General features: G+C 54.5%; 17 protein-coding genes. 6 read left to right on the top strand and 11 right to left on the bottom strand.

What is annotated here, in order from left to right; genetic code table 11:
* Window positions 1-6: 6 nt before the first annotated feature.
* The 3 genes from WN53_RS18765 to WN53_RS18755 are packed head-to-tail and all read right to left on the bottom strand — an operon-like array spanning window position 7 to window position 3,085.
* Complete coding sequence (locus tag WN53_RS18765; RefSeq protein WP_024486304.1) at window positions 7-846, bottom strand: carbohydrate ABC transporter permease; 840 nt, start codon at window positions 844-846, stop codon at window positions 7-9.
* Window positions 847-855: 9 nt separating this feature from the next.
* Window positions 856-1,743, bottom strand: coding sequence for a carbohydrate ABC transporter permease (locus WN53_RS18760; RefSeq protein WP_024486305.1), 888 nt, complete (start codon window positions 1,741-1,743; stop codon window positions 856-858).
* A gap of 49 nt (window positions 1,744-1,792) precedes the next feature.
* Complete coding sequence (locus WN53_RS18755; protein WP_024486306.1) at window positions 1,793-3,085, bottom strand: ABC transporter substrate-binding protein; 1,293 nt, start codon at window positions 3,083-3,085, stop codon at window positions 1,793-1,795.
* A gap of 522 nt (window positions 3,086-3,607) precedes the next feature.
* Here WN53_RS18755 and WN53_RS18750 point away from each other — a divergent pair.
* Window positions 3,608-4,828, top strand: a complete 1,221-nt coding sequence (locus tag WN53_RS18750) for an alginate lyase family protein (protein WP_024486307.1) — start codon at window positions 3,608-3,610, stop codon at window positions 4,826-4,828.
* Window positions 4,829-4,854: 26 nt separating this feature from the next.
* Window positions 4,855-6,873: a heparinase II/III domain-containing protein gene (locus WN53_RS18745; protein WP_024486308.1), complete on the top strand. Its 2,019-nt coding sequence runs from the start codon at window positions 4,855-4,857 to the stop codon at window positions 6,871-6,873.
* 376 nt (window positions 6,874-7,249) lie between these two features.
* Here the strand turns inward: WN53_RS18745 and WN53_RS28705 are convergent, their stop codons facing one another.
* Entirely contained in the window at window positions 7,250-7,465 is a 216-nt protein-coding gene (locus WN53_RS28705) for a hypothetical protein (RefSeq protein WP_152526644.1), read from the bottom strand.
* A 763-nt stretch (window positions 7,466-8,228) separates the two neighbouring features.
* Between WN53_RS28705 and yahO the strand changes: the two genes are divergently transcribed.
* From yahO to xdhC, 4 genes are all read left to right on the top strand, one after another.
* Window positions 8,229-8,498, top strand: a complete 270-nt coding sequence (yahO, locus tag WN53_RS18735; RefSeq protein WP_037413937.1) for a DUF1471 family periplasmic protein YahO — start codon at window positions 8,229-8,231, stop codon at window positions 8,496-8,498.
* A 359-nt stretch (window positions 8,499-8,857) separates the two neighbouring features.
* Window positions 8,858-11,143, top strand: coding sequence for a xanthine dehydrogenase molybdenum-binding subunit XdhA (xdhA, locus tag WN53_RS18730; protein ID WP_046808479.1), 2,286 nt, complete (start codon window positions 8,858-8,860; stop codon window positions 11,141-11,143).
* 12 nt (window positions 11,144-11,155) lie between these two features.
* The gene (gene xdhB / locus WN53_RS18725) at window positions 11,156-12,037 is read left to right on the top strand and encodes a xanthine dehydrogenase FAD-binding subunit XdhB (protein ID WP_024485727.1); all 882 of its coding nucleotides are present in this window, start codon (window positions 11,156-11,158) and stop codon (window positions 12,035-12,037) included.
* Entirely contained in the window at window positions 12,031-12,507 is a 477-nt protein-coding gene (xdhC, locus tag WN53_RS18720) for a xanthine dehydrogenase iron sulfur-binding subunit XdhC (RefSeq protein ID WP_024485728.1), read from the top strand. The genes xdhB and xdhC overlap by 7 nt, the downstream gene beginning before the upstream one ends.
* Before the next feature lie 16 nt (window positions 12,508-12,523).
* Here the strand turns inward: xdhC and WN53_RS18715 are convergent, their stop codons facing one another.
* The 7 genes from WN53_RS18715 to ssnA all read right to left on the bottom strand — a co-directional run bounded on the left by WN53_RS18715 (window position 12,524) and on the right by ssnA (window position 23,210).
* On the bottom strand, window positions 12,524-13,465 hold the full coding sequence (locus WN53_RS18715) for an Rpn family recombination-promoting nuclease/putative transposase (protein ID WP_037412847.1): 942 nt from the start codon (window positions 13,463-13,465) through the stop codon (window positions 12,524-12,526).
* A 176-nt stretch (window positions 13,466-13,641) separates the two neighbouring features.
* Window positions 13,642-15,006, bottom strand: coding sequence for an NCS2 family permease (locus WN53_RS18710; RefSeq protein WP_024485730.1), 1,365 nt, complete (start codon window positions 15,004-15,006; stop codon window positions 13,642-13,644).
* A 101-nt stretch (window positions 15,007-15,107) separates the two neighbouring features.
* Window positions 15,108-16,424: a guanine deaminase gene (gene guaD, locus WN53_RS18705; RefSeq protein WP_024485731.1), complete on the bottom strand. Its 1,317-nt coding sequence runs from the start codon at window positions 16,422-16,424 to the stop codon at window positions 15,108-15,110.
* Between the two features lie 84 nt (window positions 16,425-16,508).
* Window positions 16,509-17,924, bottom strand: a complete 1,416-nt coding sequence (locus WN53_RS18700) for a nucleobase:cation symporter-2 family protein (protein ID WP_024485732.1) — start codon at window positions 17,922-17,924, stop codon at window positions 16,509-16,511.
* A 250-nt stretch (window positions 17,925-18,174) separates the two neighbouring features.
* Window positions 18,175-21,054 (bottom strand): molybdopterin-dependent oxidoreductase Mo/Fe-S-binding subunit, encoded by a 2,880-nt coding sequence (locus WN53_RS18695; RefSeq protein WP_024485733.1) that lies wholly within the window; start codon window positions 21,052-21,054, stop codon window positions 18,175-18,177.
* Window positions 21,054-21,827 carry a molybdopterin-dependent oxidoreductase FAD-binding subunit gene (gene ygfM / locus WN53_RS18690; RefSeq protein ID WP_024485734.1) on the bottom strand — a complete coding sequence of 258 codons (774 nt, stop codon included), beginning with the start codon at window positions 21,825-21,827 and terminating at the stop codon, window positions 21,054-21,056. The genes WN53_RS18695 and ygfM overlap by 1 nt, the downstream gene beginning before the upstream one ends.
* A gap of 54 nt (window positions 21,828-21,881) precedes the next feature.
* Complete coding sequence (gene ssnA, locus WN53_RS18685) at window positions 21,882-23,210, bottom strand: putative aminohydrolase SsnA (protein WP_024485735.1); 1,329 nt, start codon at window positions 23,208-23,210, stop codon at window positions 21,882-21,884.

Below are 23,210 nucleotides of genomic sequence, written 5' to 3'. Positions count from 1 at the left end.
CGCTCCTTATCCTTTGACCGCGCCGGACATAATCCCGCGGTTGAAATGTTTTTGCAGGCCGAGATAAACGATGATGCTAGGCAGCATCGCCAGTAAGGTGATGGCAATAAAGATGTTCGGGGTGATGCTCTCGTCGGTACGCAACGTGCCAAGGATCACCGGAATGGTGTTCAGACTGTCGCGGTTGATGACGATCAGTGGCAGCAGATACTGATCCCAGATCATGATGAAGCCGAAGGTCACCACCGTCCCCAGCGCCGGCTTCACTAGCGGTAAAATCACGTGGAAGAAAATCTGCCATTCATTGGCCCCGTCGATGCGCGCCGCCTCTTCCAGCTCTTTGGGGATAGCGGCCATAAACTCGCTAAGCACAAAGATGGAGAACGCCCAGCCCACTACAGGCATGATCATGCCGAGATAGGTGTTGTAGAGCGAAGCGTCGATCACCGGCAACTTCCAGTTGATGATCATATACAGCGGAATGGCGATCACCTCTTCCGGCAGCATCATGGTGGAAAGGATCACCAGGCTGACCAACGACACGCCAACAAACTTCTTACGTGCCAGCGCATAGGCTGCCAACGCGCTGACCGACACTTGCAGAATGGTGCCAAAGAACACCACCACCATAGAGTTCAACAGGTATTGCCAAACGCCAATGTCGTTCCAGGCGAAGATAAAGTTTTCCAGCGAAAACTGATTCGGCCATGCCAGCAATTCCCCCGGTTTAACCGGTGCGCCGCTGAACGCGGTGGCCACAATGCCCCAGAACGGGCCGACAAATACCACCAGCAGCAGAGCGTAAATCATCCAGCGGCCAAAGGTATCCCAACGTTTACCTAACATGAGGGCTCCTTAATAACGTGCGATGCGTTTTTTCAGCGTGAGATGACAAATGGTCAACAGCACGGTGAAGGCGAACAACAGGAACGACACCGCCGAGGCATAGCCGTAGTCAAACTGCTCAAAACCGAGCTTGTAGATGTGCGTCATGATCATTTCGGTGGAGTTGGAAGGCCCGCCGCCGGTGGTGGCATACACTTCGGCAAACACGCGGAACCCACGGATAAAGGAGAGCATCAGCACCACAGAAAGCGCCGGGATCATGCCAGGCAAGGTCACGTAGCGCAGACGGTTCCACCAGTTGGCACCATCAACATTGGAGGCGTCATACAGATCGCGGCTGATACCGGCCAACCCGGCGATAAAGATCACCATGTTGTAGGGGATCGCCTTCCAGATATGCAGCAGCATGATCACCCATAGCGCCTGATCGGAGCTCGCCAGGAACCCCTGATCGGCCACACCAAACCAGCTCAACACCTGGTTCATCACGCCGTTGGGGGTCGGGTTGAACAGGATGCGCCACATTTCGGCGACGATCGCCGCACTGGTGACCGCTGGCAGAAAGATAGCGGTACGGATAAAACGCAAGTGGCGTGCCGGGCCTTCAAGCAGCATGGCCAGGAAGAAAGCCAGCACTGCCGCCACCACCATCGTTACGATGACATAGAGGAAGGTATTGAACACCGCCGCATGCAGTTCAGCATCCGCAAAGGCGCGGGAGAAGTTGGCAAACCCTACCCACTCATTTTGTTGATTGAAATTCACCTTGTAGAAACTCATCACCAGGCCTTGCAGCATTGGGATGAACTTGAACCAGGTAAAAATGATCAGGGCCGGGGCCAGGAAGATCCACGGCACCAGGTTCCGTTTCTGGCGGGAAGTTAACATCGTTATCATCGCTCTATAGGATTAACAAGGCACCGCACAACCGCGGCACCCAGGAGGATCACTCGGCCAGCACTTGTTGTTTGGCCAGTTCGGCGTTGACCTTGTCGTTGCTGGATTTCAGCTCTGCGGCGATATCGCTGTTGCAGTCCGCCAGGATGCGGTTAAAGCCCTCTGCGGTGATCTGGCGGATTGGCGTCCAGTTCGGCACCTGCGGTACATAGCGGCCCTGTTCGGTATACAGCTTGGCGAAGGTGGCCCAGCGAGCATCGTCGTAAACGGATTGGATATCGACCTGCTGGTTCACCGGTAAGCGCACCACCGGCATATTTTTGCTGCCCTTGCCCATGCCGATCTCTTGCCCTTCTTTTGAGATCATAAATTCGATGAACTGGCGGGCGGCCTCTTTCTTCTGGCTGCTCTTCATCAGGAACACCGTGGTGCCTTCCGCCAGCGTGGCCCCACTTTGCGGCCCCTGCAGGGCGACCACTTCGAAGCTATCCTTGCCCGGATCCTTATCAAACAGCGCGATATGGTAAGGGCCGCTAAAGAACATGCCGGTCTGGCCGGAACGGAACGAAGGGATCACATCGGCGGTGGTGGCATTGATGGCACCCGGCTGCACTACCTTTTCGCACAACATGTTGCGCATAAACTGCAGGGTTTCTGCCGCCGCAGGTTCATCGAGTGAGGCTTTAAATTTGCCCTGCCCCGACTCACGAATAAAGTCACCACCGGCCTGCCACAGAAACGCACTCATAAACCAACTGGCATAACCACGGGTGGTGGATGCTGGCAGCAGGAAACCGTAGGTATCGCTTTTGCCATTGCCATCCGGATCTTGCGTGGTGAAGGCTTTGGCCAGCGTGGCCACGTCCTGCCAGGTTTTCGGCTGCGGCAGCCCCAGTTTTTCGCGCCAGTCTTTACGCACAAACAGGGCGAAGGTCTGCGCAGAAGTAGGCACGCCGTAATATTTGCCATCGGTATAGCGGGTACTTTCCCAGGCGATGGGGTAGAGGTTGTCATGCCCGGCAATGCTCTTCGGCTCAATTTCCTCAACGATACCGAGCTGGATAAACTGCCCGATGGCGACCGCATCGTTGAAGATCAGATCCGGTAAGGCGTTCCCCGCAGCGGCACGGGCCAGGCGTTGTTCGAAATCGGTGGTGGCGTTGAAATACTCAATCTTGATGCCGGTTTTCTTCTCGAAGGTTTCGGCCTCTTTGGTATAAATATTTTTGGAATCGTTACTGGCACGGATCCAAATATTAAGCGTTTCTGCTGCATAAGCCTGTGTGACTCCCAGGCCAAGCGCAGATAACAACAATAAGGATTTAATTTTGCTAACGGACATTTTATTCACATCCTTTTTTTAAGAGGTTTGATAATCACGAAAATGGAGTGAACCAGGGTATGGATATTTTAAATGAGTGCCTAGCCATTAAATCGAATGCCCTTTTTAAATACAACGCCATAAAATAGAAATCATGTTTCAAAATTAAAAACTTTGCTGTTGATCACAGAGGAAAGTGACAAAAAAGGTGACATCACGCGATAGTCATTTAAAAACATGTGGTTATAAAAAACAAATTATTGCTTAAAAAATCAAAAAACGTTGATAAAGGCGGTTTTTCGTGACCGCCAGCGGGTTTTTAACCTCAATTTACGCTTAGAAGGCTAAATTTGATGTGTATCACAAAAAAATATCCGTCTTCTCTTACACTGCGTCATCACTAGCTTGAAACAATATTTCAATTTATAAAATCATTTTAAAAGCCTAATCGCATTAACCAGCCATTTAGCTGGGAAATATTAAACACCTACTATTAATAACACTATCCTCAGATGAACGGAGAAAATCATGCTGCCGATTAAAATGGCTTTATTACCCCGTTTACCCTTGCTGGCATTAACTCTTGCGGCATTATTCCATGCGGGCGGGTCGTCTGCCGCCGAGGGGCACCCGCTGATCGTCAAACTGGATGACTTGCAGTACAGCCAACAGCAGTTGACAGCAAAAACCCCGGCGTTTGTCGGCGCCTATAACAAGTTGCTTTCCTCTGCCGATCGCGCCCTCAAGCAGCCGCTCTACTCCGTCATGGATAAAAGCCTGACCGCCGCCAGCGGCGACAAGCACGACTATTACAGCTTCCCGCCTTACTGGTGGCCAGACCCAAGTAAAAAGGACGGGCTGCCCTATATCCGTAAAGATGGCGAAACCAACCCCGATGCCAACAGCGATGCCACCGATAAAAAGCGCCTGGTCGCCATGAGCAACGATGTCTCTAATCTGGCGTTGGCCTGGTACTTCAGCCAAAACCCGGCCTATGCGCAGAAGGCGCGCGAACAACTGGTGAACTGGTTTATCAATCCGCAAACCCGCATGAATCCGAACCTGCAATATGCACAGGCTATTCCAGGGATTAACGATGGGCGTGGCATCGGCCTGATTGACAGCCGCGCGCTGGTGGACGTTATTGACGCCATCGAGCTGCTACGCCCGGCCAACGTCATCAGCGACAAAGAGTATCAGCAACTCAAACAGTGGTACGGCGATTTCTACCATTGGATGACGACCAGCCAGAACGGCTTTGAAGAGGATAACTGGCATAACAACCACGGCACCTACTTTGACTTACAAGCCGCCTCTTTTGCCCTGTTCAGCGGCCAGATCGCCGAAGCCAAACAACGGCTGCAAATCACCCAACTGCGACGCATTGCCAACCAGTTTGATAATCAAGGCCGCCAGATGGCCGAACTGGAACGCACCCGCCCGTGGCATTACAGCAACTTCAACCTTGAAGCCTATAACAAGCTTGGCCGCCTGGGAGAAATCACCGGCGTTGATGTATGGAACTTCAGCCTGGACGATCACAGCCTGCGCAAAGGCTACAGCTATGTTGCCGGGTTCGTGAATAGCGACACGCCATGGCCGTGGAAAGATATCGACAAAATGGATAACAAAAAAGCCTTGGTCAATATCGTCAGCGCCGCCCGCGCCTGGCCGGAAGACCCGGTATTTCGTGAAAAGGCACAGTGGCTGATGGCCAACTACCCCGACGATATCACCACGCTGATTACCCCATTAAAACCTTAAGCTCCGGGAAGAAGGATCCACAGCTAATGAAGCAGTTCACCACGCAACAACTTATTGCGTTGCGAGATCGTGCGGCCAGACAACCTTTGGTCATTGTGCATCTGCTGGCGGAAAACGCCGTGGTGCTCGATACGCCATTACAGGTGCCAGCTACCTCCGTCGCTACCTGGAATCTGTATTACTTTTGCCCGGATCACGGCGTACGGCTAGCCTGGCGGCACGACTCCCCCAAAGCCCATTGCTGCCCGGTAGACGGGCGGCGCTTTAGCGGTGAACCTTATGATGGTGCGTGGTGGCGCGAGATGAACGGCCTGAATGCCAAAGCCTGCCGCCAACTGGGGCTGTTGTGGCAGTTGACCGGTGAACAACGCTATCTGGCTAAGGTGCGCGATATTTTACTGCGCTACGCCCAATTTTATCCAGACTATCAGGAGCACGGCGGCATCCCCTACAACGGGCCAGGCAAGATGAACGCCCAAACCCTGTGTGAAGCCAACTGCCTGCTCGACTTCACCCTAGGCTATGACTTTATCTGCGAGGCGTTAACTGAGGAACAACGTCATTTCATAGAAGAAAGATTGCTGCGCTGCGGTGCAGAGTTTCTGATGGCGCACCGCACGCCGCAGTTGCATAACCATGAGGTTAAGATCAGTAGCGCCATCGGCGTGCTGGGATTTATTCTACAAGACGAGGCGCTGCTGGAGTTTGCCGTCAATCAGCCTTATGGGTTGCGCTATCAGCTTGAGCACGGGTTGTTCGCGGAAGGGTTATGGTTCGAGGGTTCGATTCATTATCACTTTTATGCGCTGCAAGGGTTTCTGGCGTTTGAAAAACTGGCGCTAGGCAGCCGCTGGAGCCTGCTAGCCACGCCCTACTACCGCAAAATGCTCAGTTTCCCACTGCAACTGTTGATGCCGGACGGCAGTTTTCCACGCATTAACGACTGCATTTATGGCCAGGAACGCCTCGATCACCACGATGTCTACGAATTTGCCTGGTCCTGCTATCAACAACCGGAGTATGCCGCCGCGCTACAAGCCATCTACCGCGACACGCCACGAGCCAATATTGATGCACTGCTCTACGGGGCCGCTTTGCCAGTACAAGCGCTGAACGTGATCCCCCAACAACATCTGCACGCGCCAGATTGCGGCATCACCATCTGGCGCGATCCGGCACAACGGCGGGCATTACTGGTGAAACATACGCCTTATGGCGGCGAACACGATCACTACGATCGCCTTAACCTGATTTTGTTCGACCACGGTAAGGAGATCTTGCCCGATCTCGGCACCACCGGTTATGGCGCGCGGATGCATTACGCCTACTACAAAAATAGCGCCACCCATAATACGCTGACCGTCAATCAGGCTAATCAGCCACCAGCGATCCCGCAGATATTACAATATCATCAGAGCGAGTCTTTTTGCTGGCTGGATGTGGAGGTCGATTGGCAGCAAAGCCCGCCGGAGTTGGATAGCCATACCCGGGTGGAATGGGATAGCCAGGCCTATCGCGATATTCGGTTCCGTCGTCGTTTGCTGTGGTTGCCCGGTGCGCTGATTGATATCAGCACTATCGCCAATCCGCATCGCCAGCAGCTCGATTGGACGCTGCATCTGCAAGGCAAAGCGCTGGATGCGGTGGGTGACACTTCACCATTTAGCCAACAAGGGCCGCTGACGGTAATGCACGACGCCTTGGTAACCAAGCTCACCAACAGCCAACCACGCCACTTTGCCACTTCCCGTAAAGGGCAAGCGCTGTGGCTGCATGGCGATGCGCTGCTGTGGCAAGGCTATGCTCCGGCCAACCCGGCAGTGACCGATCTGAGTTATCTGACATTACGCAGCCATCAGCCACAGGCGGAGTTTATTGGCGTATGGGATTTTGACGATCGGCAGCCAATAACCGATATGCATGTCAGCCGGGATAGCGGTGGTCTGCGCATTCAGTTGCGGCGCGGGGAATTAATGCTGACGGTGGAGGTGAACGACGGTAGCAACTCGCTACCGCAATGGCATACGATGCAAGGTGCGGTATGACTGCGATTTAACCATCAAAACAACGGCAAGATTGGCCCCAAACTGATTAACCGTTATGGGGCCAATATTTTTCCTTGATTAGGCTGGCTATCATTTTTCTTTCGACATTCGGGTCACTATCTTACACACCGCGTTGTAAACCAGATCGATCAAACGGTAGCAACCTAAAGGTATAACGAATACAAGAATTGTCTTAGTAAGCCATGAAGGGAGTTCGATGACAGAAACAGCTAAAATGCCAACACAATAAAACAGAGGGTTAATAATGAATAATACAAGAACAAAAATCCATATGCTATATAAAAAATTTGATTTAATCATCATTGTATAACCCTCTGTGTAGGTGATGCGATAGGTAACATGCTGGTATTAGTTTTTAGCCATGAATCACATTACCTGCTACAGCTGTTACCTGAACTTCCACCACAGCTGCTATTGCTACCCGTTCCGCCACCACCGCCATTGCCCGTATTGACACAACCATTAATCCCGCCCAAAGCACCGATAGCAGCTCCTGCGGCTGCACCGCCAAGGCCACCTCGCGAACCGCCAATCGCCCCAGCGAAAGCGCCAGAGGCAAGGCTACCGACACAATTGGCATCCATACCGGGAGATGAATTGCCGACAAAGCCATTGGCCTGCCCGCCATAGTTAGTGGACGCGCCTCTTCCCTTGTTGTTATTGCGACCGCCGTTATCCGACCGATCACCACCATTATTCCCTCGACCGCCAGAAATTTGATCAAGCATAGTATTATCAATAACTCTCATAAACAGCTCCTTTATTAATTAATATAAAACAACCTAGTTCGAAATCATTATTAACCCAGCGCAATTTAACATGCAACACATTATTTATTAGCGAATCAAGTAACACGTATAAATATAAACTTATTTATACGCGCCACATCCCTCTGATTTACCTGACTTTCAGGCTAATTACTCAACGCTGGAGAAAGCGTTTTACCTTGAAAATAAATTAAGGCATCCAACGGATATTATGTGGACCTCTTATTTATTCATTTAAACTTAAAAATAATGTTTTCAGCATCGGGTTGTTCCTCCCCGATAGTTGTACTGCTCACCCCTGCCGCTGCCCGAGTTAGGTGTTGTACGCTGCAGAGGTTTACCATGACAGGTTTCACCTCCCCTCACGTTGTAATCACGTCAACGCCGATTTAGAGCTCTCGTCAATTATTCGTCTATACTGGGTAGCAGGGACTTTACAATTGAAGCCTTTCACCTGAAAAGTACCTTATGCAGTTGCTTTAGCCTGATCATAACCACTTTTAATCCCTCGCATTAATGCGGTTTTATTTGAAATCATGCACTCAACTAGTCACAAGGAAACAAACTATGAAGAAACTGATACTGGCTCTTTTCGCAAGCACACTCGCCTTCAGTTCAGTCGCCGCAGAATTGATGGCAAAAGTAGATTTCGAAAAGGTGAAAGATCAATATGTTAACGTCGGCAGTATTTCCACCTCTGGCGAAACCTCTCAATCTGATGCAAAAGAGGAGCTTTCAAAAAAAGCGGATGAAAAAGGTGGGGATATCTATGTGTTGACCTCGGCTAACACGGATAACAAAGTTCATGGTACGGCGGAAGTCTACAAGAAAAAGTAGCCTTGCCATTGAGTTAGCGTTAGCCATCTCGCAACGAAAATTGCCCTGCTCTCTCCAAGGGCAATTTTTTACGCTCATTCTGATGCCCCCTCTTTGAGAGTGGACTGGTTTCGATATAGCTAGTATCAACCTGATAATCTTATCCTTATCAATATGATAAATTATCGTCGCACATCGTCTTTGCTATGCCGTCATTGGTGCGTCCTCCCCCCTCTTTGACCACCAAAAAACTATCACGCCCCCGCCATAAACCAGATTCAACTCACAAAACCCACATCCAGATGATTTTTCAACCCATTATGGCCTGTAAGTTGCTGCTGTTGGCTATCGCGACTTTTTCTCTCACCGAGGAGAGCAAGATGCCTGTAGGAACTTCGCCCGAACGCGTCGATGCACAAGCCAAAGTCACCGGCCGGGCGCGTTATACCGACGATATGACCATGCCCGGTATGCGTCATGCCAAATATGTCCGTAGCCCGATTGCCCATGGCCTGGTTACGCGTATCGACACCAGCAAAGCCCTGCAACTGCCAGGGGTGGAAGCCATATTCACTTATCAGGATGTGCCGCAGCATGGTTTTCCGACTGCCGGCCACGCCTGGTCGCTGGATGCCAATAAGCGTGACGTAGCGGATAAACAGTTGCTGACCCAGCATGTACGCCATCACGGCGATGGCGTGGCGATCGTGGTCGCCCGCGACGTGTTAACGGCAGAGAAAGCCGCCATGTTGGTTGAAGTGGAATATCAGGAACTGCCAGTGATGACCACAGCTAAAACCGCGCTGGCAGCCGATGCGCCGCTGTTACACGGCGGTAAAAGCAATCTACTGAAACAGCACCAGCTCAACGGCGGCGATCCCGTGGCAGCATTGGCTGCGTCAGAGGTCGTGATCGAAGGCAACTACAGCACGCAGGTAGTGCAACATTGTCATCTGGAAGGGGTGATTTCTTACGCTTACATGGACGAGATGGATCGCATCGTGATCGTCTCAAGCACCCAAATTCCCCATCTGGTACGCCGTGTGGTAGGCCAGGCGCTGGATCGGCCATGGTCATCCATCAGGGTGATCAAACCCTATATCGGCGGCGGGTTCGGCAATAAGCAGGACGTATTGGAAGAGCCGATGGCCGCATTCCTGACCTGGAAACTCGGCGGCGTGCCGGTCAAGGTTGAACTGAGCCGCGAAGAGTGCTTTTTGGCGTCACGCACACGCCACTCGTTCGCCATCAGCGGTAAGATGGGCATTAACCGCGACGGCATCCTGCAAACCTATAGCCTGGAGGTGCTCTCCAATACCGGAGGATATGCTTCTCACGGCCATTCCATTGCCTCCGCCGGGGCCAATAAAATCGCCTATTTGTATCCGCGTATCGCCTTCGGCTACAAAGCCACCACCTTTTACTCCAACCTGCCGAACGCCGGAGCCATGCGCGGCTACGGTGCACCACAGGTGACCTTTGCCCTGGAATGCATGATTGACGAAGCCGCCGCCCAACTGGGGATGGATCCGCTGGAACTGCGGCTCAAAAACGTCGCCCGCCAAGGAGATCTCAACCCACTCAATCATAAAGAAATCAAGAGCGCCGGGATTATCGAATGCCTGCAAAAAGGCCGGGAATTGTTTGACTGGGATGCCCGTCGTGCCGCCTGCCTGAACCAAAGTGGCCCCATCCGTCGCGGCGTTGGCGTGGCCTGCCTGAGCTATGCGTCCAATACCTATCCAGTTGGCGTCGAGATTGCCAGCGCCCGGTTGTTACTCAACCAGGACGGCACCATCCATCTGCAAGTCGGCGCGACAGAAATTGGCCAGGGATCGGATACCGTGTTTGCACAAATGGCAGCGCAAACCATCGGCGTGCCCTTCTCTTCCCTCTACGTTATCTCCACCCAAGACACCGATATTACCGCCTACGATCCCGGTGCCTTCGCCTCGCGGCAAAGCTATGTCGCAGCCCCAGCCATCCGCCAGGCCGCTACCGAACTACGCGCCAAGATCCTGACCCATGCGGCCTATATGTGCAACCAGCCCGAATGGGCGCTAGATGTGATCAACGGCGAGGTGGTGCTGAAGGAGATGCCGGAAAAAGTGTTGTGCTCGGTGCAAGAGGTCTCCATGAGCGCCCATTACGATCAGGAGGTCGGCGGGCAGATTATGGCCGAGGTTTCCTGCAAAACCCGCAGCAATCCACCCGCCTTTGGCTGCACCTTTGTTGACCTCACCGTCGATATTGAGCTGTGTAAGGTCACCATCAACAAGATCATTAATCTGCACGATTCCGGCCAGATCCTTAACCCACTGCTGGCCGAGGGACAGGTGCATGGCGGCATGGGGATGGGCATCGGCTGGACGCTGTTCGAAGAGATGATCATCGACGAGCAAAGCGGCATCGTGCGCAATAACAATCTGCTGGATTACAAGTTCCCTACCATTCTCGATCTGCCAGAGTTGGACTGTGCGTTTGTCGAAACCTATGAGCCGCAATCCGCCTATGGGCACAAGGCGCTGGGTGAACCGCCGCTGATCTCTCCCGCCCCGGCGATCCGTAACGCCATCTGGATGGCAACCGGCGTGAAGATAGATGAGTTACCGCTGACGCCCAAAACGCTGTATCGCTACTTTTCGCAGGCGGGCCTGATCGAGTAACTGGAGAACACTATGTACGATATTGCACACTATTATCGGGCGACCAGCATAGACGATGCCGTGCGGCAATTAGCCGCCGATCCGCAGGCCCGGCTGATTGCTGGAGGTACCGACGTGCTGATCCAGCTCCATCATATAAACGGCAAATACCGCCATCTGGTGGATATTCACGGCCTGAACGAGCTGAACGGCATCAAGCTGCTGCCGGATGGCACACTGCGTATCGGCAGTGGCACCACCTTTAGCCAGATTATCGACTCACCGTTGGTGCAACGCCATATTCCGATCCTGGCAGAGGCAGCCGCGACAATCGCCGGACCACAGGTGCGGAATATGGCCACGCTGGGCGGGAATATCTGCAACGGTGCCACCAGTGCCGATTCCGCCTCACCCTGTGTGGTGATGGAAGCCGAGCTGGAAATCGCTACCCCCACAGGGTTACGCCGCACGCCTATCCAGGGATTCCACACCGGCCCAGGCAAAGTCGCGCTGGGGCAAAATGAGGTCGCCGTAGCGTTGCTGTTCAGGCCCCAGCACTATCAGCACTTTGGTGCCAGCTATTACAAATACGCCATGCGTGGTGCGATGGATATTGCCACCATCGGCTGCGCGGCGGCCTGCAAAATTGAAAATGGCCACTTTAGCGCGGTGAAAATCGCCTTTGGCGTAGCGGCCCCAACGCCGATCCGTGCCCCAAATGCCGAGGCCGCAGCTCTGGGTCAGCCATTCAATGCGCAAACGCTCGCCGCCGTGCGTGAGGCGGTCATACGTGACGTGCTGCCACGTTCATCCTGGCGCGCCAGCAAAGAGTTCCGTATGCAAATCATCCGTACGCTGGCAGAGCGCGTGCTGGCCCAGGCGGCCCAACGTGCTGGAGGAGAGTTATCATGTTGATCAATTGCACCATCAATGGCCGCCCCTATCAGTTCGAGGTCGATCCCCGCCTGTCGCTGATGGAGTTATTGCGCCAGCAAGGGCTTAACAGCGTCAAACAAGGGTGTAGCGTGGGCGAGTGTGGTGCCTGTACCGTACTGATCGACGATGTGGCTACCGATACCTGCATTTATCTGGCGCTCTGGGCCGATGGCAAAACCATCCGCACCACCGAGGGCGAGGTGAAACAGGGCAAACTGTCTGCCGTACAGCAGGCTTATGTGAATGTGGGGGCCGTGCAGTGTGGTTTTTGTACGCCGGGGTTGGTGATGACCAGTACCTCAATGGTGGAACGCTTTCGCGGCCACCGCCTCACCGAGCAGGAGATCCGCCGCGGCCTGGCCGGGAATTTATGCCGCTGCACTGGCTATACCTCGATCGTCAAGGCGGTGGAACAGGCGCAGCAGCTGGATGAGGAGATGCCGAGTTGAGAAACGCGAGTAAACGCTAGTGGTGGATTTGCGCCAGCTCTTCTTCTGAAAGGCCGGTCAGCTGTATGACTATGGCGTGATCGAAGCCCTTAGCCAGCATGGAGAGCGCTATCTTCAAGATGGCCTCTCGCCCTTCCTTTCGCCCTTCCTCAATACCTTTCTCTATACCTTTCTCTATACCTTTATCGAAACCTTTCTGCTCGAGATATTCTGCAATAGTCATCAATTCCTCCTCATGCTGCGGCGCGCGTCTGGCCAATTCACGGAGCAGTCTCTCCGGTTTGGTCGTACTCCCCATCTGCAGCATATAGTTAATCAACGATATCAGTTGTTCTTTAGTAGTGTATCCGGCCAACAATAATGTGACCAGTCGTTCCTGTAGTTCGAACAGGTCGCGATGGCGCACATGTTTTTGTAACAGCTCCAGAATGGCCATACGGCGGTGTTGCATGATCTCATCGTCGGGAATGACGGTAACGTCAACTAAAGGAAAGTGTCCCGCATAAAGTTGCCTGGCCAATTCTGGGTCACTGAACTCCTCTAGCCAACTCATCGAATACGGGTAAGGTGTGATCTGTCCGTGGTAAAAGAGCATCGGAATAACTAATGGTAGCCGATCGTGACCCGCCTGAAGATGGCGCTGCATTGCGGCAATGGCATAACGTACCAAACGGAATGCCATATGCTTGTCGGGCGAACTTTGGTGCTCAATCAGAGCATAGACATAGCCGTCATCCTTACCGGTTTTCAGCGAGTAAAGCACATCGGAGTAATAAGCACGCAGGTCGCGCTCGATAAAACTACCTGGCTCTAGTTTTAACGTATTCAGATCGCAACTTTGCAGCAAATCTGGCGGCAAATGCATTTCCAGAAAGTCGCGGGCGGTTTCGGGATCGGTGAGGAACTGCTTAAAAATCGCATCATGCGTAGTAGGGGTAGGTTTTTTCATGTCGGTCATCCTGGACAAAACATGAGCAAAACCTACTACAAGCTGAACGTGGTTAAAATTACCTGCGTGCAACCTCTGGAGTCAACTCGCAAAACGAGGTTGAACGCTGATAGTGGGCGCAGCATGCAGCGCCCCTACCTTTAGCATCGAGTGCGAGTTGGTCAGCAATCTGCTCGGTTACTCCATCAAATCGCCCAGCCACCAGCATAGAATGCCACCAGCGCCACTGCGATTATCACCGTACCAATATTCAGCTTACGCCACTCGTTAGAAAACACGCGGCCAATCACCAACGTGCTGAAGCCCAGCATGATGCCGGTGACAATGTTACAGGTCAGCACGATAAATACCGCGCACACCAGGCCGGACATGGCATCGACAAAGTCGTCAAAGTCCAGCTTGGCCACGTTGCTCAGCATCAGCAGGCCCACATACATCAGCGCCGGTGCCGTCGCATAGCCGGGGACCAGATAAGACAGCGGTGACAAGAACAGGATCAGCAAGAACAGTACGCCCACAACCGCCGCCGTCATGCCGGTTTTACCGCCAGCAGCCGTTCCCGCAGCAGACTCGATATACACCGCAGCCGGTGAGGCCCCAACCAGCGCAGAGAACATGCTGCTCATGGAGTCGGCGGTTAATGCCCGGCCACCGTTGATAATCTGCCCATCCTTGTCCAGCAGGTTAGCCTGCCCGGCTACCGCCCGGATGGTGCCGGTAGCATCAAATACCGCCGTCATGACCAACGCCAATACGCTGGGCAGTACCGCCGGGTTCAACGCCCCTTTGATATCCAGGCTAAAAATCAGCGAGCTACCGTCCGGCCCAGACAAGCTCGGCAGCGCAAACAGCCCCTGATATCTTACGTTCGGGTCAAAGATCAGGCCGACCAGGGAAATACCGATGATCACCAATAAGATCCCGCCTGGTACGCGCAATTTCTCCAGCCCAAGGATCATCGCCAGACCGAGCAAAGACATCATCACCGGGAAAGACACAAACGACCCCAGCGCCACTGGCAAGCCGTCCAGCGGGTTCTTGATCACCATGCCGACGCCGTTGGCAGCGATCAGCAGCAGGAACAGACCGATACCAATCCCGGTGCCATGCGCTATGCCCATCGGCAGGTTTCGCAGGATCCATGAACGCACTCCAGTTACCGAAATGGCAGTGAATATCAGCCCCATCAGGAAAATAGCCCCCAGGGCGACGGGTATGCTGATGTGCTGGCCAAGCACCAGGCTGAAAGCGGTAAACGCCGTCAAGGAGATGGCGCAGCCAATAGCCATTGGTAAATTAGCCCACAGGCCCATCACCAGTGACCCCACACCGGCAACCAGACAAGTAGCGACAAACACCGCCGCAGGAGGGAAACCCGCCTTGCCCAACATGCCAGGCACCACGATCACCGAATAGACCATTGCCAAAAAGGTGGTCAACCCTGCCAACACTTCCTGCCGTACGCTGCTGCCCCGCTCGCTAATCTTAAAATAGCTGTCTAGCGAGCTGGCCGCTTTTGCTGACGTCGCCTGCGATAAATTATTAGACATATCAATGCCCTCTGAAGGTTTACACTCACCTACCCCGCTGGCTTGCCGCTACGGCACTCGCTTGGGGTAACGCCAATCCTGGCAAATTGCAGTGCGGTTGGTTAAGTACGTTCATACACCAGCCGGCCATCGACATAGGTGCGATAGATCGACCGGTCATCCCCTAGCGTCATCATGACAAACAGCTTATCCATCAAGGTTTTTGAATTGTCGTAGCGCAGCTGTTGCAGCGGCGTGGCCGTCGGCTCCAGCACCACAAAGTCCGCCTCTTTCCCCAGGTTGAAGTTACCAATGGTGTCCGCCAGCCCCAGAGCATCGGCTCCTCCCAACGTCGCCAGATAGAACGCCTCATATGCCGAGAGCCGGTAACCCTGCAGCTGCATGATTTTGTAAGCCTCATTCAGCGTTTGCAGCATGTTAAAGGTGGTACCCGCGCCGATGTCGGTGCCCATCCCCACCCGCACCTTTTTCCGCCAGGCGTTGGGCAAATTAAACAGGCCGCTGCCGAGATACAGGTTGGAGGTCGGGCAAAAGGCGATGGAAGATTGGGTCTGGTGCAGGCAATCCCATTCGGCGTCCTCCAGATGTACACAGTGGGCAAATACGCTTTTTCTGCCGGTCATGCCGTAGTGATGGTAAACATCGAGATAATTTTTGTGCTCTGGATACAGGGCTTTCACCCAAGCCACTTCATCCTTGTTTTCCGACAGGTGGGTATGCAGGTAAACATCCGGATATTCCTGGCGCAGGCGTTGCACCATCTCCAGCTGTTCCGGCGAGGAAGTCGGCGCAAAACGCGGGGTGATGGCATACAACAGGCGGCCATTGTTATGCCAGCGCTCAATCAGCGCCTTGGTTTGGCTATAGCTGCTTTCTGCGGTATCCAGCAGGTAATCGGGCGCGTTGCGATCCATCATCACCTTACCGGCGATCATCCGCATATTGATATGACGCGCCGACTCAAACAGCGCCTCTACCGATTCGGGGTGTACGGTGCCGAACACCAGCGCGGTGGTGGTGCCATTACGCAGCAACTGCTTGATGAAAAACGCCGACATCTCGCGGGCGTATTCCAGATCGTTATAGCGCTTCTCCGCCGGGAAGGTGTGCTTGTTCAGCCAGTCCAGCAGCTGTTCGCCATAGGCTCCCACCATTTCACATTGTGGATAATGAATATGGGTGTCGACAAACCCTGGCACGATCATTTTACCGCTGTAATCACGCACCCGGATGCCGTCGGGGATCTGGTGGTGTCCCTCTTCCCAGTTGCCAAACCACTCCACCCGGCCATCACGAATGATCAGTAGCCCGTCTTTAATAAAGCGCAGATGACCCTCGATTTCTTCCGGATGCTGTACGGTGCGGGTGATATCGAGAAAACTGCCCCGCACGGCCTTGATTGATTGTTCACGCTCCATACTCAAATTCCTTATCACCATAAAACGGATGTTGCCAGGCGGGCGCAGCATGCAGCGCCCCTGCGTAACCTTTATCAGCAAATCTCAATCGGTGTTTTTTTCCGCTGGAACCCCTTCGAACTCGTCCTCCTGGACGCCAGGTTTCTCACTCTTGTTCTGCGGTATCAGCAAATTGAGGAAAATGGCCGTGAGCCCACCGGCGCAGATTGGGTTTTCCACCAGCACATAAATCGACTCGGGCAAAATACGAAACACTTCCGGATCGTAAGAGACGCCAAGGCCCAGCCCCAGCGAGGTGGCGACGATGATGGTTTCACGACGGTTTAAGCCGTCGGAGAGAATGATGCGTATCCCGGCGATGGCGATCATGGAGAACATCAGCGTCATCGCGCCTCCCAGCACTGGCGCCGGGATAGTGGTAAAGAAGCGGCCAATGACGGGGAACAGCCCCAGCACCACCAGGATCACGGCGATATATTTGCCGATATGACGCGAGGCGACACCGGTCATCTGGATCACGCCGTTATTCTGGGAAAATGTCGTCAGTGGCAACGAGCCCAGCATGGCGGCAATCACCGATACCAGCCCATCGGCCAGCACTCCACCGCTCAGGCGTGCGGTATATTCATCCCCTTTGATGGGCTGCTCGGACACTATTGCGGTAGCGGTGATACTGCCGACCGCCTCCAACACGCTGAGCAGATAGATGACGCCAGCCACCAGGAAGGCATGCAGATCGAAAGAGAAACCGTATTTAAAGGGAACGGGAACGGTCATTATCGGCAGGTTTTGCATCCCCGAGAAATCCACCATGCCCAGGCACAAGGCCACGACATAACCGACAATCAAGCCGATGGCGATGCCCCCCATGCGCAATAATGCGTTCTGGCAACAGTTAAACCCGATCACCACCAACAGCACCAACAGGCCGATACCGATATTTTCGTAGTTGCCAAAGGTGCCGCTGCTTTTCGCTGAATAACCGCCGCCAAAATCTATAATGCCCACCTTGATCAGGCTCAGGCCAATCATCAGCACCACAATGCCGCTCACGGTGGGTGTGATCACCCGTTTCAGATAGGGCAGAATAAACGAGGATCCCACCACCAGGAATGCCCCAACAAAAGAGATGCCCAGCAGAGTGGACATGATCGCTTCCACATGCATGCCATCGGCTTTCATGGTGCTGCCCAAGGCGACCATCACCGTCACAAAGGAAAAGTTGACCGATTGAATGGACAATAAGCCGGAGCCTACGCGGCCATAGCGATTCACCTGCAGCCAAGTGCCAATTCCTGAGGCAATCATTGCCATCGAAACCAGATAGGCCGTGACGTCCGGCGGCAACCCCAGTGCGGTGCCGACAATTAATGCCGGGGCCACCATCGGCACAAAAATAGCCAGTAAATGGGTAATCGCCCCCACGATGCATTGGTCAAAAGGTGGTTTATCTTCCACCCGATAAATAAGGTCGTTATTTGAAGTAGGCATATCAGACATCTCTTTACTCCATTCCAGTAAATTTGATCATCTGATTCAATAAGCTCCACGCCCTGCACTTTCGCCATGTTAAATCCACGGGCTAGCCTGAGCCTTTATCTTTAGCTCATCATTTTTGTATGGCGGCAATAACAGATTAGCCTTTGGCTAATATATTGAATCGTTTATACCCGCCGCCGGTTTAACTCGGCAGGTATAGCAGGATAATGACCGTCATCAGCCATTATCCCGGTACGAATTATTAGAGAATCTACGCTGACAACTTATTTAACCCCCTCAAGATTTTCTCTGGGGTGAAATGCCATTCGCGCAGCCAAACGCCACAGGCATCGTGGATCGCCATGGCGATGGCCGGAGCCGCCCCGTTGACGCCAATCTCGGAGATCGACTTGGCCCCATATGGCCCTACCCGATCGTCGCTCGGCACCAGGAACGCCTGGAAGTCCAGCGGGATATCACCAATCTTCGGCGCGCCATAGCTTTGCAAATCACGAGTGATCGGCGAGCCTTGGCTGTCATAGATAATCTCTTCCGTCATGCTGTGGCCGATAGCACGCATTGAAGCCCCATAGATCTGCCCCAGCGCCAACTCCGGGTTAACCGGGGTGCCGCAATCGAGCAAGGCATAGAACTTATCCAACCGGATCTCACCGCTGCGCACGTTGACCGCCACTTCGGCAAAGTTGGCGCCAAACGGAAAGGCAAAGTCAGAGGAGATATAGCTGGCGGTGGCCACCAGGGTGCCAAAGCCGGTGCCCGTCTCTGCCTTATGGGCAATCTGCGCGAACGTCACTTCGCCCTGTTTACCGCGCACCACACCTGGAACCTCCAGCGTGACGTCGCTTTCTGGCTCACCCAGCATCTGCGCGCCGTGGAACAGGATTTTCTTCCTGAGATTTTCCGCCGCATTCTTCGCCGCATTGCCGGAGAAGCAGGTGCCGGAAGAGGCGTAGGCCCCTTTATCAAACAGGGCATGATCGGTATCACCGGAGATCACATGTACCTCGGAGAACGGGCAGCACAGCACTTCTGCCGCGAGTTTGCCCACAACCGTATCCAGCCCAGTGCCGATATCCGCCCCGCCGGAATGAACGATAAAGGTACCGTCCGACTCCAGCTTGATCATGCAGTTGGCCTGATCGATATCCGGAATACCGGATTTTTGCATGATAATGGCCACGCCACGGCCAATCTGCCAGTCTCCCTGGCTGACTTTCGGTGAGCTCCACTGGATCAGCTCACGCCCTTTACGCAAAATCGGCTCCAGCGCACAGCTGGCGGCACTTGGCACCGAGGTCGGCATTTTGCCTTCGCCAATCGCCCCGAGGATTTTCAACTCTTGCCCTTCAACTACCCGGTTGCGCTCGATGATATCCAGCGGATCCATCTGCAGTTGTTCCGCCATCTCCGCCAGGATCATGGTCAGGGCGAAGTTGCCTTTTGGCGCACCGTACCCCTGATAAGCGCCGTTCGGGCAGATATTGCTGTAATAGGTGGTCACCTGGAAATTGACGTTATCGCAGGGATAAAGCGGCAGCGACAGCGCCGGGCCGTTGCTGGGCACCGTCAGCGCATGGTTGCCATAAGGACCGGTATTGGCCAGGAAGTTCATGTCGATCGCCGTCAGGCGGCCGTCCTTTTTCGCCCCAATCTTCACCCACACCTTGGCCACGTGGCGCGAGGTGTTGCTGATAAACTCTTCTTCGCGGGTATAGTGGAAATAGACCGCACGGCCGGTCACGCAGGTAGCCCAGGCACACACCTCTTCCAACAGGATATCCTGCTTGGAGCCAAAGCCGCCGCCGACCCGCTCTTTGATCACGTGGACCTTATGCTGCTTGAGCCCGACGATCCTGGCAACCTGACGGCGCAGGTGCCAAGGCACTTGGGTTGACGCGTGGATCACCAGCCGATCGCCATCCATGTAGGTGTAGCAGACGTGCGTTTCCGCTGGGCACTGTTGCACCTGTTTGGATTCGTAGGTGCGCTCCAGCACCACGTCCGCCTCGGCAAAGCCCTGTTCTACGTTGCCAATGCGTCCATGTACCGCGGCGGCAATATTACTGTGGGGTTTGGCGCCAATCGGGAAGTTGATCGTCACATGCTCGGTGCCACGCTGCGCACTGCCCTGGTTCTGCTCGGCCAGGTCGTCAGGTGCGCCGTGGACGTAGACTATTGGCTCGTCGTGTACCAGCGGTGCTCCTTCCGCCATCGCCTCATCAATCGACATCACAGGTTTAAGCACCTGGTATTCGACATCGATCAATGCCAGCGCAGCCAACGCAATCTCTTCGCTCTCGGCTACTACCGCCGCCACCCGGTCACCTACGTGACGCAGTTTTTGACCAAACATCCGGCGATCGAGCGGTGAAGGTTCTGGCGCGCTCTGCCCACCTGGGGTGTAATAGATATCCGGGCAGTTGCGATGGGTGATCACATGCACCACCCCAGGCAACGCCTCGGCTTTGCTGACGTCCAGATGCGTGATCAAGGCATGGGGATGCGGGCTACGCAGCATCTTGATGATACAGGCATTACGGGCCACGCGGTCTTCCACATAGCAAGGCTTGGCCTGTACCATTTTCGCCGCGTCCACTTTAGGGCACAGCTTACCAACCACGTTCAGATCGCTGCGGAATTCAGGGGCGGCAAGCGACTGAAATTCTGGATCGTTACGGCGAGCCACCGCCAGCGCTACGACCTGATAGAACTGCTGATAACCGGCGTCACGGCTGAACAAGCCCGACAACGCATCGTCGATCTGCGCACGCGTTGGTTCCTCGATGCGGGCCAACAGATCCGTCAGGATCAGCGCCGCCGCCGCGTCGTTGTAGCCGGACTGGACGATCCCCACGTCCACCATCGCCTGTTGCACCAGGCTGAGCTGATTCCAGCTCCCCAGCGCTTCGGCCGTGGTCACCACGCCATTATCCAACTGGGCGGCGATCAGCAACGAGGCGTTGACCACCACGCCGTTAAACAGGATCGCATCCGAACCGGCAAACCCGAAGCCGTCATCACTATTGCGGACCGAATGCATTCCCAACGTAAACAGCAGTTGCTGGACGTTTTCACCGGGCTGGCACTGCATCTCCTGCGGGATGTCGTTAAGCGTAAAGCGAATATTCATCATGCTTTCTCCCCTGATGCCAGGCAATCCGCCAGCAGGTCTGCCACCACCACACCGGTGATATAGCGCTTGTAAACGCTGCTGCCACAGATGTCATCTGGCGGAGACACCATCTGCGCCACCACCTGCTCCAACGCCAAGCCGCTCAGTCCACTGTTCTCTGCATCACGCAGGCGGCCAGGTGCCATCACGCCGCTCAGGGCGATACGAATTTTCGCCTGCGCATCGCGGGATACCGCCGCAGTCACCACCGGCAATCCCGCCGCTGAACGGGCAATTTTACGGGTAGCGCAGGTACGGTAAGGATCCGGCAGCACCACCGCCAGCAGTAGTTCACTGCCGCCGCACAGCGGATAGTCTTCCAGCGCCATCGTCTTACCGCTGCCCACCACCACTTGGGCACTCAATGCCAGCAGCACCGGCAGCAGCACCGAGTCTTTCGCCGCCGAAACAACTTCACCACCCAGCGTGGCCTGATTGCGAATATGGCGGGAATAGACAAAACCCAGCGCCTCACGCAGGGCCTGCGGGATAAGCTGGGTATCCATTAAACGCTGTAAGGTAATGGTGGCACCGATATGCAATGCCCCCTGCTGCCAGCTCACCTGATCCAGGCCTAGCTGCGACAGCGCGATGGCAATCTTTTGCCGTGTTTTAGTGGGTGTGGCGTTTAGTTTGCTGCCGCCGGCGAAATAGACGGCATCCTGCTGGAACTGGCGTTTTAGCTCTAGCGCCTGCTGTACCGATCCTGGTCGATATAATTGCTCAATCATGTTGCACCCTCATCAATGTCAGCCGCCCTCGGTGTTCGCAGAGCGGCGACCGGTTTAATTCAAGGCATCCATACGCTGCCACAGCTTGGCCGCTACCTTGCGAGCCTCTGCGTAGATCGGTTCCACATCGAACGGGAACTGGCGATCCTGATAGACCATGCGGCCCTCCACCATCACGCTGTTGACGCTGCCAGCCCCCATGCCGAAGGCCAGGTGTCCGCCAATATTTTGCGCCGCCAGCGGCGTGGGTGACGGGTAGTCACAGATGGTCAGATCCGCTTTGTAACCGGCGGCCAGGCACCCGAAGTTGGCTCCAAAGTTGCGCGCCAGCAGTTGATTACCGTTAGCCAGGAAGCGAGCAAAGCTATCCGGCCACAGCGGCCCGCCAGCATCGCGGTGTTTGAAGAAGGCAAACTTCAGCTCTTCAAACATGTCTGAGCCGATGCCATCGGTGCCGAGCGCCAGGTTGCGGTACTGCGCCAACTGATGGTTATAGCCCACGTGGTTGTTCATATTGGAACGAGCGTTGTGCACCAGGAAGGCATCCTGCTGGTTGATCAGCTCGATGTCCGCCGCAGACAGATACAGACCGTGGGCGACCAACGTTTTTGACCCGATCAGGTCGTATTGCGCCAGACGCGCGATCAGATCCTTGCCATACTTGTCGTGGCTGTGGGATACGTCGTAGCTGTCCTCGGCGGCGTGGATATGCAGACCACGGCCAGTAGTTTTAACCGCCGCTTGCAGCATCTCCAACCCGGCATCAGATACCGTGAACGGTGCGTGAGCGCCAATATGCGCCTCCACCAGGTAAGGCTCCTTACCGGCTTTTTTGGCGACGTCGATCAACTGGGCAAAGGCAATATTCTCCTCCACGCCAGCACGCAGTTCGCGCTCCCCGCCGTTGCGATCGGTGGTTTCAAAACAGGTCATACCGCGTAGACCGGTCTCGATAAAGCCTGCGCGCAGGGTCTTCAGCGAACCGGCTATAAAGTTGGGTGAGGCGTGGTGATCGATCACCGCCGTACAGCCGCTCTTGATGGCCTCCAGCGAGCAGATCAGGCCGCTGTAATACAGCGATTCCTCATCCAGCGCCCGATCCAGCCGCCACCACAGGTTCTTCAGGGTGGAGATAAAGTCCGGGCTTGGCGCGATGTTGGCCATAATCCCGCGCGATAACCCGGAGTAGAAATGGTTGTGGGCACACACAATCCCTGGCATCACCCATTTGCCGTGCATATTTCGCACTTCGGCCTGGGGATATTTGGCCGCCAACCCTTGGCCCACCTCTTTGATCAACGTCCCTTCAATGACGATATCGATACCGGGCTGTACGCTGGCGGGGTCGAGCTGCACGCCGGTTGCATTGGTTAATATCAGCAT

The sequence above is a fragment of the Serratia fonticola genome (assembly GCF_001006005.1).
Taxonomy (GTDB): domain Bacteria; phylum Pseudomonadota; class Gammaproteobacteria; order Enterobacterales; family Enterobacteriaceae; genus Chania; species Chania fonticola.
The sequence above is the reverse complement of the archived record's forward strand: the minus strand, read 5'-3'. Positions and strand labels throughout refer to the sequence as shown.